Origin of the sequence: Streptomyces sp. Ag109_G2-15, assembly GCF_900215565.1 — a bacterium.
GTDB lineage: Bacteria > Actinomycetota > Actinomycetes > Streptomycetales > Streptomycetaceae > Streptomyces > Streptomyces diastatochromogenes.
Window position 1 is genome coordinate 7,093,166 of record NZ_OCNI01000001.1, and the last position, 12,833, is coordinate 7,105,998.

At 71.3% G+C, this 12,833-nt stretch carries 11 protein-coding genes; 4 read left to right on the forward strand and 7 right to left on the reverse strand.

Translation table 11 applies throughout. The features are described 5' to 3' along the window. Window positions 1-2 precede the first annotated feature (2 nt). A complete protein-coding gene (locus CRP49_RS31975; protein WP_097256473.1) occupies window positions 3-1,499 on the forward strand; it encodes an acyl-CoA synthetase in 1,497 nt (498 codons plus the stop codon). On the opposite strand, the gene CRP49_RS31980 is transcribed toward CRP49_RS31975, so the two are convergent. The 4 genes from CRP49_RS31980 to CRP49_RS32000 form a co-directional block, all read right to left on the reverse strand. Then, window positions 1,496-2,446: a hypothetical protein gene (locus tag CRP49_RS31980; RefSeq protein WP_257033554.1), complete on the reverse strand. Its 951-nt coding sequence runs from the start codon at window positions 2,444-2,446 to the stop codon at window positions 1,496-1,498. The two genes, CRP49_RS31975 and CRP49_RS31980, sit on opposite strands and share 4 nt — an antisense overlap. 46 nt (window positions 2,447-2,492) lie before the next feature. Next, on the reverse strand, window positions 2,493-3,416 hold the full coding sequence (locus tag CRP49_RS31990) for a TIGR03620 family F420-dependent LLM class oxidoreductase (protein WP_097256474.1): 924 nt from the start codon (window positions 3,414-3,416) through the stop codon (window positions 2,493-2,495). A 123-nt stretch (window positions 3,417-3,539) separates the two neighbouring features. Then, the gene (locus CRP49_RS31995) at window positions 3,540-3,872 is read right to left on the reverse strand and encodes a helix-turn-helix transcriptional regulator (protein WP_094219183.1); all 333 of its coding nucleotides are present in this window, start codon (window positions 3,870-3,872) and stop codon (window positions 3,540-3,542) included. A gap of 69 nt (window positions 3,873-3,941) precedes the next feature. Continuing rightward, window positions 3,942-4,505 (reverse strand): ABATE domain-containing protein, encoded by a 564-nt coding sequence (locus CRP49_RS32000; protein ID WP_097256475.1) that lies wholly within the window; start codon window positions 4,503-4,505, stop codon window positions 3,942-3,944. Window positions 4,506-4,585: 80 nt separating this feature from the next. Here CRP49_RS32000 and CRP49_RS32005 point away from each other — a divergent pair, with 80 nt between their 5' ends. After that, window positions 4,586-5,827 carry an MFS transporter gene (locus CRP49_RS32005; protein ID WP_257033555.1) on the forward strand — a complete coding sequence of 414 codons (1,242 nt, stop codon included), beginning with the start codon at window positions 4,586-4,588 and terminating at the stop codon, window positions 5,825-5,827. Between the two features lie 130 nt (window positions 5,828-5,957). On the opposite strand, the gene paaK is transcribed toward CRP49_RS32005, so the two are convergent. Next, window positions 5,958-7,253, reverse strand: a complete 1,296-nt coding sequence (gene paaK / locus CRP49_RS32010) for a phenylacetate--CoA ligase PaaK (RefSeq protein WP_097256476.1) — start codon at window positions 7,251-7,253, stop codon at window positions 5,958-5,960. Between the two features lie 195 nt (window positions 7,254-7,448). Here paaK and CRP49_RS32015 point away from each other — a divergent pair, with 195 nt between their 5' ends. Beyond that, a complete protein-coding gene (locus CRP49_RS32015; protein ID WP_179851816.1) occupies window positions 7,449-8,321 on the forward strand; it encodes an alpha/beta fold hydrolase in 873 nt (290 codons plus the stop codon). Here the strand turns inward: CRP49_RS32015 and CRP49_RS32020 are convergent. Next, window positions 8,290-10,038 (reverse strand): sulfatase, encoded by a 1,749-nt coding sequence (locus CRP49_RS32020; protein WP_257033556.1) that lies wholly within the window; start codon window positions 10,036-10,038, stop codon window positions 8,290-8,292. The two genes, CRP49_RS32015 and CRP49_RS32020, sit on opposite strands and share 32 nt — an antisense overlap. Window positions 10,039-10,220: 182 nt before the next feature. Beyond that, window positions 10,221-11,831: an acyl-CoA synthetase gene (locus CRP49_RS32025; RefSeq protein WP_097256479.1), complete on the reverse strand. Its 1,611-nt coding sequence runs from the start codon at window positions 11,829-11,831 to the stop codon at window positions 10,221-10,223. Window positions 11,832-12,018: 187 nt separating this feature from the next. Here CRP49_RS32025 and CRP49_RS32030 point away from each other — a divergent pair, with 187 nt between their 5' ends. Further along, window positions 12,019-12,819 carry a crotonase/enoyl-CoA hydratase family protein gene (locus CRP49_RS32030; protein ID WP_097256480.1) on the forward strand — a complete coding sequence of 267 codons (801 nt, stop codon included), beginning with the start codon at window positions 12,019-12,021 and terminating at the stop codon, window positions 12,817-12,819. The last annotated feature ends 14 nt before the right edge of the window (window positions 12,820-12,833 follow it).

The window sequence follows — 12,833 nt, forward strand, 5'->3', positions numbered from 1 at the left end:
TCATGACGCAGGGACACGGCAGCACGGTCGACGGGGTGCTGCGGCGCAGCGCCCGACGCACTCCGGCTCGGGTGGCGTTGGAGTACGGCGAACGCACCTGGACGTACGAGGAACTCGACGCCGCCGTCTCCCGTGCGGCGGGCCTCCTCCGCGCCGAGGGGCTCGCCCCCGGCGACCGGGTGGGCACCTACGGCCACAACTCCGACGCCTACCTGATCGCCTTCCTCGCCTGCGCCCGCGCGGGCCTGGTCCATGTGCCGGTCAACCAGAACCTGACCGGCGCCGATCTGGAGTACATCGTCGGCCAGTCGGGCAGCACGCTGGTGCTCGCCGACCCGGACCTCGCCGGTCGACTGCCCAGGAACGTACGGGTGTTGCCCCTGCGGAACGCGGACGACTCCTTCCTCGCCCGGCTGGCCGAGGCGCCCCCGTACGACGGGCCCGAACCACGCACCGAAGACCTGGTGCAGTTGCTCTACACCTCCGGCACCACCGCGCTGCCCAAGGGCGCGATGATGACCCACCGGGCCCTGGTCCACGAGTACCTGAGCGCGATCACCGCCCTCGACCTGAGCGCCGGCGACCGGCCTGTGCACGCGCTGCCGCTCTACCACTCGGCGCAGATGCACGTGTTCCTGCTGCCGTACCTGGCGGTCGGCGCGACCAACATCATCCTGGACGCGCCCGACGGTGACCGCCTCTTCGACCTGATCGAGGCGGGCCGCGTGGACAGCCTGTTCGCACCGCCCACGGTGTGGATCGGCCTCGCCAACCGGCCCGACTTCGCCACCCGCGACCTCGGCGGCCTGCGCAAGGCCTACTACGGCGCGTCGATCATGCCCGTACCGGTGCTCCAGCGGCTGCGTGCACACCTGCCAGGACTGGCGTTCTTCAACTGCTTCGGGCAGAGCGAGATCGGTCCCCTGGCCACGGTGCTGGGGCCCGACGAGCACGAGGGCCGGCTGGACTCCTGCGGCCGGACCGTCCTGTTCGTGGACGCGCGTGTCGTGGACGACAAGGGCGAGGACGTGCCCGACGGCACGCCCGGCGAAATCGTCTACCGCTCACCGCAGTTGTGCGAGGGCTACTGGGACAAGCCCGAGGAGACCGCCGAGGCCTTCCGGGACGGCTGGTTCCACTCCGGCGACCTCGCGGTACGCGACGCGGACGGCTATTTCACCATCGTCGACCGGGTGAAGGACGTCATCAACTCCGGTGGCGTACTGGTGGCTTCGCACCAGGTCGAGGACGCCCTCTACGCCCACGAGTCCGTCGCCGAGGCCGCCGTGATCGGCCTGCCCGACGAGCGGTGGATCGAGGCCGTCACGGCGATCGTCGTCCCGCGCGGCGAGGTGACGGAGGAGCAACTCATCACCCACGTAAGGGAGAAGATCGCCCCCTTCAAGGCGCCCAAGCGGGTGCTGTTCGTGGACGAACTGCCGCGCAACGCCAGCGGGAAGATCCTCAAGCGGGAGCTGCGGGACCGGTTCAGCGGCTAGGGGCCGTCGGGCACAAGGTTGTTGGCGCTGAGCAGGTTGCCGCCGACCGGAACGCCGATCGACTTCCGCAGTTCTCCGATGCCCGGATCGCGGACGGACACGGTCAGGGTGTAGGCCGGCTGCCCGGTGATGGTGTTCGAGGAGTCGATCGGCGACTGGAGGGCCTTCCACACCGCGTTGCCGTCGTAGCCGGGGCACAGGGCCAGTGTCGGCAGCGTGATCTCGCCGCTGCCACCACCGGTCAGGTCGATGTGAGTCTTGTCCTCGCGGCCGGTCTTCCCGGGGGAGTCCCAGGTGACAGGGAGGCCGTGTGCGCCGGCGACCAGTCCGTCCGGGCCCTCGATCTCCACCGCGACTCCCTCCCCGCCCAGGGTCCGGGACACCTTGAGGGATCCCTTCGGGCCTTGAGCGAAGAGCAGCCCGATGGAGAAGGTGCCGGCGTCGCGGCCGGACTGCGAATAACCGTAGGAGCCGAGGTCGAGCTGCGGGCCGGGGCGTGGGGTGGCCTGGGGCGCGGGTGAGGAGGCGGCTGCGGGGAGCGGGAAGTGGTGGTAGCCCTTGGTTCCGCACCGGTCGCCGTCGGAGGTCCCGCCTCCCGGCAGTGCGACGGCCTTGGCCGGCCCCGACGCGGGCGGTCTGTCCCACGACAACAGGCCCTGCTGGTAGGCGCCCACGAGCACGACGGCCGTCACGGCCATCCACGGGATCACCGCACCCGCCCTGTCGCGGAACGCACGCCCCTTCGGGCTCCGGCCCTTCCGCTCTGCCTTGAGTACGTTCCGGAACCTTCGGTCCACCATCCTGGCCCGCGCCGACGGCTCCTTCGGCGCGGCGGCGCCATCGCCCTCGGCGGCGTCCCGCAGGAACGCCGTCCACTGCTCGTCGGATATGGAGGACTGCTCCTCCGATCCCCCGTCGGACCCTTCGGGGGGCTGGATGTTGCTCACGGGGCGGACCCTTCACTGGCGTGGGGCCGGGCCCCGGGCGTTTCCGTCATGATGCCGTACGCGTCCGACCGGACCCGGGTGTGGGGCCGGGCAGCAGGGCCTCGGCGAGCAGCCGCCACTGCGGCAGTGCCGAGCCACCCGGCTCGACGCCGATCACCTGCACGGTCACATGGTCGGCGCCCGCCTCGGTGTGGCCCCGCAGCTTCCGTACGACGGTGTCCGGATCGCCCCAGAACACCAGGTCGTCCACGAGGCGGTCGCTGCCGCCGGCGGAGAAGTCGTCGTCCGTGTAGCCGAGCCTGCGGAACTTCGCCAGGTTATAAGGGGTGTTGAGGTAAACGTGCAGGTGCTCACGGGCGAGTGCCCGGGCCCGGCCGGGGTCGCTCTCGAAGAGCACCGCGTGCTCGACGGCCAGGAAGGCGTCCGGGCCGAGGATCTCCCTCGCCTGCGCGGTGTGGGCCGTGTTCACGTGGTAGGTCTGGGCCCCGTCGGCACGCTCGCGGGCCAGCTCCAGCATCCGGGGGCCGTACGCGGCCAGCAGGCGCCGAACAGGGGCCTTGGGAAGGGGGTTGGGCGTCGCCGTCTCCAGGGCGTCCAGCTCGTCCAGGTACGCGGACATGGCGGCGAGCGGCTTGATCCCCGGCCGCGGCTGACCGCCGAAGCCGAGGCCGAGGACGTGCCGGTCCGGGTAGGCGTCCGCGAGCAGCACAGCGGCGCCGTACGTCCACTGCGCCTCGCGTGACCAGATCCGGGCGATGCCGTTGACGACACTCAGCCGCTCGGCGCAGGAGAGCAGATAGCCGGCGTGGCTGAACGCGTCCCGCCCGAGCGCCTCGGGGATCCACAGCGCTCGCCAGCCCAGTTCCTCCAGCTCCTGGACCGAGTCCCGGATCCGTGCGGCCGGTTGGTGCTCGAAGTCGAAGGTGTAGATCCCGAACGTGCCGAGCCCCAGACGTGTGTCGCCGGTCATCGTGCGCTCCCTCATGGATCGGATCACATCGGATCACATCGGATCACTCGCTAAATCGAAATATCGCAGAATCTCGATATGAAGCGCAAGGGGAGATCGCGGGTGGGGGGCAGGGGCGGCCGGCTAGAGCGTCTGGCCCAGTTCCGCCACGAGGTGGGCGATGCGCTGCTCGTCCCGCTTGTAGTGGGTCCACTTGCCCACACGGGTGGCCCGCACCAGCCCGGCGCGCTGGAGTTCGGCCATGTAGGCCGACACGGTGGACTGGGCCAGTCCCGCCTTCGCCTGAATGTGGCTCACGCACACACCCACCTCGGCCGGATCGGCGATCGCCGCCTCCATCGGGAAGTGCCGCTCGGGCTCGCGCAGCCACTGCAGCATCTGCAGCCGCATCGGATTGGACAGCGCTCGCAACGCGCTGACCAGCTCCGGATCCGGGGAGGGGGCGGTGTCGGTCATGCATCCGGAGTATAGGTTCGCCGCCGACATTTCGAGGTACGTCGATGTGCAGGTGGATGTCGATGGGGTCTAGGCCGTGGCCTTGCGGCGGAGCGCCTGCTTCTTCGCGCGGTTTCCGCAGGTGTCCATGGAGCACCAGCGGCGGGTGCCGGGGCGTGAGGTGTCCAGGAAGAGGGCGCCGCAGGTGGGGCCGGCGCAGTCGCGTACCCGGTCGAGGGCCGGGGAGGTGATCAGGTCCAGGGCGTCGCGGGCCACGAGGGCGAGGGTGGCCCGGACGGGATCGTCGGCCTGCCACTCCAGCCGGCCCGAAGGGTCGAGGCTGGGCACGGGAACGGCGTGCCCGGCGGCCCGGTTGACCAGCTCGCGGGCCCGGGCGCCGGGGGACCGGTCCGCTCGGGCGGCGCCGATCAGATGGTGGATCGCCTCGCGCAGTTCCTGCGCCGTGCCCACCAGGGCGGCATCGGCGTCGCCGGTCTCGGCGGGGCAGGGGCCGCACTGCCGTGCCCAGGCGACCAGAGCCCCGGCGTCGGGCAGTTCCTCCACGGCGTCGGCCGTGCCCCGGTGGCGCAGCGTCCGTACGAAGTCCAGGCAGGGGCGGCCGGAGCCCTGACGGAAGCGGAGGGTCGTAGGCACGCCAACCACCCTACGGGAGAACCGGTTTGACTGGTACCTTCGGTGAACCACTTAAACCGGTTCCTCTGTGAGGTGTCTGCGTGTCCGCGTCCCCCGCACCGCCGAACCCGCCCCGCTGGGTGATCCTCGTCCTGGCCCTCGCCTGCGGTGTCGGCGTCTCCACCATCTACTTCCCGCAGGCCATCAGCTCCCTGGTGGCCGCCGACCTCGGGGTCCCGGCCGGCTCGGCGGCCCTTGTGGTCACCGCGGCCCAATTCGGCTACGCGGGCGGCATCTTCCTGCTCGTCCCGCTGGGCGACCGACTGCCCCACCGCCGCCTGCTCGTCACCCTGCTCACCCTGACCGCCCTCGGACTGCTCGCCGCCGGGACCGCCCCCACGCTCCCGGTTCTCGTCGCCGCGAGCGCGGTCACCGGCGTCACCACCGTCGTGCCGCAGATCATCCTGCCCATGGCCGCCGGACTGGTCCCCGCCGAGCGGCGCGGGGCCGTCACCGGCACGGTGGGCAGCGGTCTCATCGGCGGCATCCTGCTGGCCCGCACCTTCAGCGGCACCCTCGGCACCTGGCTGGGCTGGCGGGCCCCCTACCTGGTCGCGGCCATGGTCGTCCTCGCCCTGGCGGCGGTGCTCTCCCGCGTGGTCCCGGCCACCACACCACCCTCCCGCCGGCGCTACCCCGAACTGATAGCCGCCCCGGTGCGCCTGCTGCGCGAGGAGCCCGATCTGCGCCGCTCCTGCCTCTACCAGACCGCCGTCTTCGCCGGCTTCAGCGCCGCCTGGACCGCGCTCACGCTGCTGGTCACGGGACCGGTGTACGGCATGGGCGCCCAGGCGGTGGGCGTGCTGGGGCTGGTCGGCGCCGCGAGCATGTTCAGCACGCCGCTCGCCGGCCGGGCGGTGGACCGCAGGGGGCCGGACGCGGTGAGCCTGTGGTGCCTGCTCGGGGTCGCCGGCTCGGCGGGCGTGCTGGCGCTGGGCGGGTGCGGCGGTGCGGCGGGGCTGGTGGCGCTGGCGGGCGGCATGCTGCTGCTCGACGTGGCGGTGCAGTGCGGCCAGGTCGCCAACCAGTCACGCAACTTCGCGCTACGGCCCGAGGCGCGGGCGCGGATCAACACCGCGTACATGACCTGCACGTTCATCGGCGGCAGCGTGGGGTCATGGCTCGGGGTGCGGGCCTACGGCCGGCTCGGCTGGCCCGGGGTGACGGGGCTGGTGGCGCTGGCGGCGGCGATCGCCCTCGCCCGGCACCTGACCCGGGGCCGTAAGACACCCGAGAACACGACCGCCCCCACGGACGCCGTACCGGTCAGGACCGTGCCGTGAGCGCCGACGCCGTTCCGGTCGGGACTGTGGCGTGAGCGCCGACGCCGTACCGGCCGACCCGTGCCGTGACCGCCAGGGCCTGTCCGGCGGATCATGCCGGAGTCGCGGGGCCGAATCCGCCGGACAGGCCCTAGCGCGGCCGCAGGTCCACGATCCGGCGGATCTTGCCCACGGACCGCTCCAGCGACTCCGGCTCCACGATCTCCACGGCCACGGACACACCGATGCCGTCCTTCACGGCCGCGGCGATGGACAGGGCCGCGGCCTCCCGCGCCTCGGGTGTGGCGCCCGGGCGGGCCTCGGCGCGTACGGTGAGCGCGTCGAGGCGGCCCTCGCGGGTGAGGCGCAGCTGGAAGTGCGGGGCCACGCCGGGGGTGCGCAGCACGATCTCCTCGATCTGGGTCGGGAACAGGTTGACCCCGCGCAGGATCACCATGTCGTCGCTGCGCCCGGTGACCTTCTCCATCCGCCGGAACACCCGGGCGGTGCCGGGCAGCAGCCGGGTCAGGTCCCGGGTCCGGTACCGGACGATCGGCATGGCCTCCTTGGTGAGCGAGGTGAACACCAGCTCGCCCCGCTCGCCCTCCGGCAGCACCTCACCCGTGATCGGGTCGACGATCTCCGGATAGAAGTGGTCCTCCCACACATGGAGACCGTCCTTGGTCTCGACGCACTCCTGGGCCACCCCCGGACCGATCACCTCGGACAGCCCGTAGATGTCGACGGCGTCGATCGCGAACCGCTCCTCGATCTCGCGCCGCATCTGCTCGGTCCAGGGCTCGGCGCCGAAGATGCCCACCCGCAGCGAGGTGCCGCGCGGATCCACCCCCTGCCGCTCGAACTCGTCCAGCAGTGTGAGCATGTACGACGGGGTGACCATGATGATGCCGGGTTCGAGGTCCCGGATCAGCTGGATCTGGCGGGCCGTCATACCGCCGGACGCGGGGACGACCGTACAGCCCAGGCGTTCGGCACCATAGTGAGCGCCCAGACCACCGGTGAACAGCCCATAGCCGTAGGCCACATGCGCGGTGTCACCGGGGCGCCCGCCCGCCGCTCGGATCGAACGCGCCACCATGTCGGCCCACATGGAAAGGTCGTTCTCGGTGTAGCCGACCACCGTGGGCAGTCCGGTGGTGCCGCTGGAGGCATGCAGGCGGCGGATCCGTTCGCGGGGCACGGCGAACATGCCGTACGGGTAGTGCTCCCGGAGGTCGGCCTTGGTGGTGAAGGGAAAGTGCGCCAGGTCGGCGAGCGAACGGCAGTCCTCCGGACGGACACCGGCCTTGTCGAAGGACTCCCGGTAGAAGGGCACGTGCTCGTAGGCGTGCCGCAGCGAGGCCCGCAGCCGCTCCAACTGCAGCGCCCGCAACTCCTCGGGCCCGAGCTTCTCGCCCGCGTCCAGCAGGTCCGTCGCATCCGCCATCGGGACTTCTCCCTCGCCCACCACACATTCCGGACGACCGATCATTCGGTCGATCTTCTCGGGGCCAGTAATTCAGCCCATCCGGCTCAAGGCAAGGGGTCTGCGCGGAATTTCCCGACGGGAGGCGGCACCGCGTCCTCGCCCTGCGCGCAAAGCCGTTGCGGCCCAGCCGCACCGACCTGGATGATCACTTGCATGCCGACCTTCACCGCAGCCGATGGAACCCAGCTCTCCTACCACCTCAGGGGTGAGGGCGAGCCCCTCGTCGTTCTGCCCGGCGGGGCCATGCGGGCCTCCGTCTATCTCGGTGACCTGGGCGGGCTCACCGCGCACCGCCGTCTGGCCCTGCTCGATCTGCGGGGGACCGGGGAGTCCGCGGTGCCGGCCGACCCGGCGACGTACCGCTGTGACCGGTTGGTGGACGACGTGGAGGTGTGGCGGGAGCACATGGGTCTGGAGCACATGGATCTGCTCGCTCACTCGGCGGCAGGCAGCCTCGCGATGCTCTACGCGGCCCGCTACCCCCACCGGATACGGCGGCTCGTGCTGATCACCCCGAATCCCTCGGCCCTCGGGATGCGGGCGACGCCCGAGGACCGGCTGGCCGCGGCCCGGTTGCGGGCCGACGAGCCGTGGTTCGCGGAGGCGTTTCCCGCGTTCGAGGCGTGGCTGGCGGGGGAGGGAGATTTCGACGAGGTCTTCATGCCGTTCTACTACGGCCGTTGGGACGAGGCCGCCCGCGCCCATGACGCGGCCGCGGACGAGCAGACCAACGACGAGGCGGCCGACCGGTACTTCGGCGAGGGAGCCTTCACCCCGGACGTCACCCGGGCCGCGCTCGCCACCCTCACCGCCCCGGTCCTGGTCTACGCGGGCCAACTCGACGGCGGCCCCCGCCCCGACCTCGCCCGCCGCACCGCCGAGGCCTTCCCGAACGCCGAGTTCACCGTCCAGCCCGGCGCCGGACACCACCCGTGGCTGGACGACCCGGAGCACTTCGTCCGCCGCACCGTCGCCTTCCTCGACGGGGACACGGTCAGCCCTTCTGCGGGCCGTACGCCCGCATGAACCGGTCGCGGAACTTGTTCATCGGCCAGATGGGCGCGTCCGCCGCCGGCTTCAGGCCCTGAGTCCAGCCCCAGCCGGAGACACGGTCCAGCACCTTGGGGTCGTGGGCGACGATGGTGACGGGCACGTCCTTGCGGGGGCTGCCCGCGGTGACGGTCGGCACCGGCTGGTGGTCGCCGAGGAAGACCAGGACCGTGTTCCTGTCGCCGTAGCGCCGCACGAACTCGATGAGGCTGTGCAGTGAGTACTCGATGGCGTTCCGGTACTCGGTGCGCACGCTCTCCGGGTTCTTCCAGACCTCCCTCGGGTCCTTGCCCTCCTTCTTGACGCGGTGGAAGACAGAGCCGTCGCCGAGGTCCTTCCAGTCGAGCATGTGGGCGACGGGCGCCCAGGGGTTGTGGCTGGAGGCGAGGATGATCTCCGCCATCAGCGGTCCCCGGTCCTTCCTGCCGAACTCCAGCCGGTCGAAGGCCTCCAGGCTGAACTGGTCCGGCACGGGCGTCCAGCTGAAGTAGGGGCCGTGGTAGCCGAGGTGCGTGGAGTCGTAGACGTGGTCCAGGCCGAAGAACCTGCCCTCCGGCCACGCGTACCGCACACCCGGAACGACCCCGACCGTGCGCCAGGCGCCGGTCTCGCGGAAGTACCGGGTGAGGGTCATCCGGTCGCTGGAGGTGACCGTCCGGTACCGCTGCTGGTTCTTGACCCACAGGCCGGACAGGAAGGTCGTATGACACAGCCAGCTGCCCGCGCCCGTCACCGGTGACCGGAGCCAGCCGCTGCGAGCTTCGAATCCCGCCGCCTTCAGGGAGGCCGTGCCCTCCTTCAGGACCGTGCCGATCCGGGGCGCCATCGCCGGGTCCTCGATCGCCGTACGGCCGTAGCTCTCGATGAAGGTGAACAGCACGTCCTTGCCGCGCAGGCCGGTCAGCAGCTGGTCGCGCGGTGTGTCGGCGAAGGCGTCGACCGCGGTCTCCTCGCGGAAGACCCGGGCATCCTCGAGCCCCGCGCGCACCTGCTCGATCCGGTTGTTCACGATGACGGTGTTGACTCTGGAGGCGATCGGCGCGTCACCGATCTGCAGGTTGAGGGTGACGCAGGTGATCCACGCGGTGCCCAGCACCAGCGTGCTCCGGGTGGCCGCTTGGCGGTGCCGGACCATCAGACCGGTCAGCCGGACCAGGGCGAGCGTGGTGAGGAGGAGGACCGCGGCGGCGAGGAGCACGGCGGCGGTGAGGGCGAGCAGCTCGCCGGTCCGGCCGAACGACTCCCGCAGGAAGTCCGCCGCGCCGCCCAGCAGACCCCAGTCCATCACCAGGTTGAACGGCCTGACCAGCACCGAGTAGAAGCCCATGTCGACGCACTTGAGGACGGTCAGCAGTCCGAGCAGCAGGCCCGCGGCCACCGCCGTGATCCGCCGGCCCCGGGGCGGCACCGCCAGGAGCAGACCGGCCAGCAGGATCCCCTCCGCGGGGATGCGCAGGAACGTGGTGAAGGTGAGCCCGTCGAGCCGGTTCGGCAACAGCAGCGCGCCGGCCACGAGAACGCCCGCGAGGACGGACGTCCCCACGCTCACGCCCCGCGCGCCCCGTGGGTGGCGCAGGCGCCGGCCGAACCAGCCGGGGCGGGGGCCCGCCGAGGAGTCCCGCCCGCTGTCCTCCCCGCTCCCCGCGCCGTCGGTGTCCGACTCCGTTTCGGGGTCCGGCAGCTGACGAGGCATGAGGTGCGACACCCGAAGGTCCTTCCGTGCATGGCCCGGTCCCGGTTGCGGCGGGCCGGACGCGGGAGGCGGACGCCGTCATCACCCGTACGGCCGACCGTCACCGTCCTCACCCTCCGTTCCACCGTGGCGCACACAGTACGCGGCCCGGGCCGCACGGCAGCGGTGGGACACCCCGCCCGCTACCGCTCCGCCGCCACCGCCACCTCCCGCGCCCACCGGTAGTCCGCCTTGCCGCTCGGCGACCGCTGGATGGAGTCCGTGATCACCAGCTGGCGCGGGACCTTGTAGCCGGCCAGCCGGGTGCGGCAGTGGTCCTGGATGTCGGTCAGCGAGGGGCGCCGGGCTCCCTCGCGCAGTTGCACCACGGCCGCCACATGGTTGCCCCAGGTGGCGTCCGGCACCCCGGCGACCAGCGCGTCGTACACGTCCGGATGGGCCTTGAGGGCTTGCTCGACCTCCTCCGGGTACACCTTCTCGCCCCCGGTGTTGATGCACTGCGAGCCCCGGCCGAGGACGGTGACCACGCCCTCCTCGTCCACCGTGGCCATGTCCCCGAGCAGCACCCAGCGCCGCCCGTCCTTCTCGAAGAACGTCTCGGCGGTTTTGCGTGGGTCGTTGTAGTAGCCGAGCGGCACATGGCCGCACTGCGCGACCCGGCCGATCTCGCCCACGGCGACCGGCTCGTGCGTCGCCGGATCGACCACCTGGGTCCGGGAGTTGACCCGGATGCGGAAGCCCCGCTCGGGTCCCGAGTCCTCGGTCGCCGTACCGTTGAAGCCGGACTCGGAGGAGCCGAAGTTGTTCAGCAGCAGGGCGTTCGGCACCAGTTCCCGGAACTGCCGGCGCACGGTCTCCGACATGATCGCGCCCGACGAGGAGACGCTGAACAGCGCCGAGCAGTCCGTACCCTTCATCGGCCCGCCGAGCGCGTCGATCAGCGGCCGGAGCATCGCGTCGCCGACCAGCGACATGCTGGTGACCTTCTCCTTCTCGACGGTCCGCAGTACCTCCTCCGGCACGAACTTGCGGTGCAGGACGACCCGTTGGCCGAAGTTGAAGCCGATGAACGCGGTCAGGGTGGACGTGCCGTGCATCAGCGGGGGAGTGGGGAAGAAGGTGATTCCCGACCCGCCCGCGGCGACCCGCTCGGCCAGCTCCTCCGGGCTCTTCACCGGCTCACCCGTCGGCGCCCCGCCGCCCAGACCCGCGAAGAACAGGTCCTCCTGGCGCCACATCACCCCCTTGGGCATGCCGGTCGTGCCGCCGGTGTAGATGATGAACTGGTCGTCTCCCGACCTGGCGGGAAAGCCCCGTCCGGGCGACCCGGACGCCTCCGCCTCGGCGAACGGCACCGCCCCGGGCACCTCCGCGGGAGCGCCCACCCGCACCAGGTGCCGCAGCTTCGGCGCGCGCGGCAGCGCCGCCGCCACCCGGTCGCCGAACTCCCCGTCGAAGACCAGCGCGACCAGATCCGCGTCCCGGTAGAGGTAGACCAACTCGTCCTCGACATAGCGATAGTTGACATTGACCGGGACGACCCGGGCCTTCAGGCAGGCCAGGACCGTCTGCAGGTACTCGACGCCGTTGTACAGATGGAGGCCCAGGTGCTCCCCGGGCCGTATCCCGCTGTCGATCAGGTGGTGGGCGACGCGGTTGGCGGCCGCGTCCAGCTCCGCGTACGTCAGGCGGCGTTCCGCGCCGGTGCCGGGATGGTCGAGGTACACGAGAGCCTCGCGGTCCGGGACCACGTCGACGACCGACTCGAACAGATCGGCAAGGTTGTACTCCACCGCTCCTCCTGACCTCGCACGGCCTGGCGATCCACCGGTTCGCCGGTCATCAGAGCAAAGGGCGCGGCAACTGTGAAGGGTCCGCGCGAAGAAATCTGACTGTCTGTCAGAAAACCCGCGAAGTTCCCTTGAAGTGCCTCCCCTCCTACTGCAACCTGTTCTCGTTCTTACCGAGGGGAGATGGGCAATGGGTGGGACGGAACACCTCACCGTGCACCGCGAAGGCGCCACACTGGTGCTCACGCTCAACAGGCCCGACGCCAAGAACGCGCTCTCGCTCCCGATGCTCGTCGGCCTGTACGACGGCTGGGTCGAGGCCGACGAGGACGACGCGATCCGCTCGATCGTGCTCACCGGGGCCGGGGGCGCCTTCTGTGCCGGCATGGACCTCAAGGCGCTGGCCGGGGGCAGCATGGCAGGGCAGCACTACCGCGACCGGCTCAAGGTCGATCCCGACCTGCACTGGAAGGCCATGCTGCGCCACCACCGCCCCCGCAAACCGGTGATCGCCGCCGTCGAGGGGTACTGCGTGGCCGGTGGCACCGAGATCCTCCAGGGCACCGACATCCGGGTCGCGGGCGAGTCCGCGACCTTCGGCCTGTTCGAGGTCCGGCGCGGTCTGTTCCCGATCGGCGGCTCGACCGTCCGGCTGCAGCGCCAGATCCCGCGCACCCACGCCCTGGAGATGCTGCTCACCGGGCGGCCGTACAGCGCGACGGAGGCCGCCGCCATCGGGCTGATCGGGCATGTCGTGCCCGACGGCACCGCGCTCGCCAAGGCGCTGGAGATCGCCGAGCAGATCAACGCCTGCGGACCGCTCGCCGTCGAGGCCGTCAAGGCGTCGGTGTACGAGAGCGCCGAGCTGACCGAGACCGACGGACTCGCCGCCGAACTCGCCCGTGGCTGGCCGGTCTTCGACACCGCCGACGCCAAGGAGGGTGCCCGCGCCTTCGCGGAGAAGCGACCCCCCGTCTACAAGCGAGCCTGACCCGAGGAGCCCCC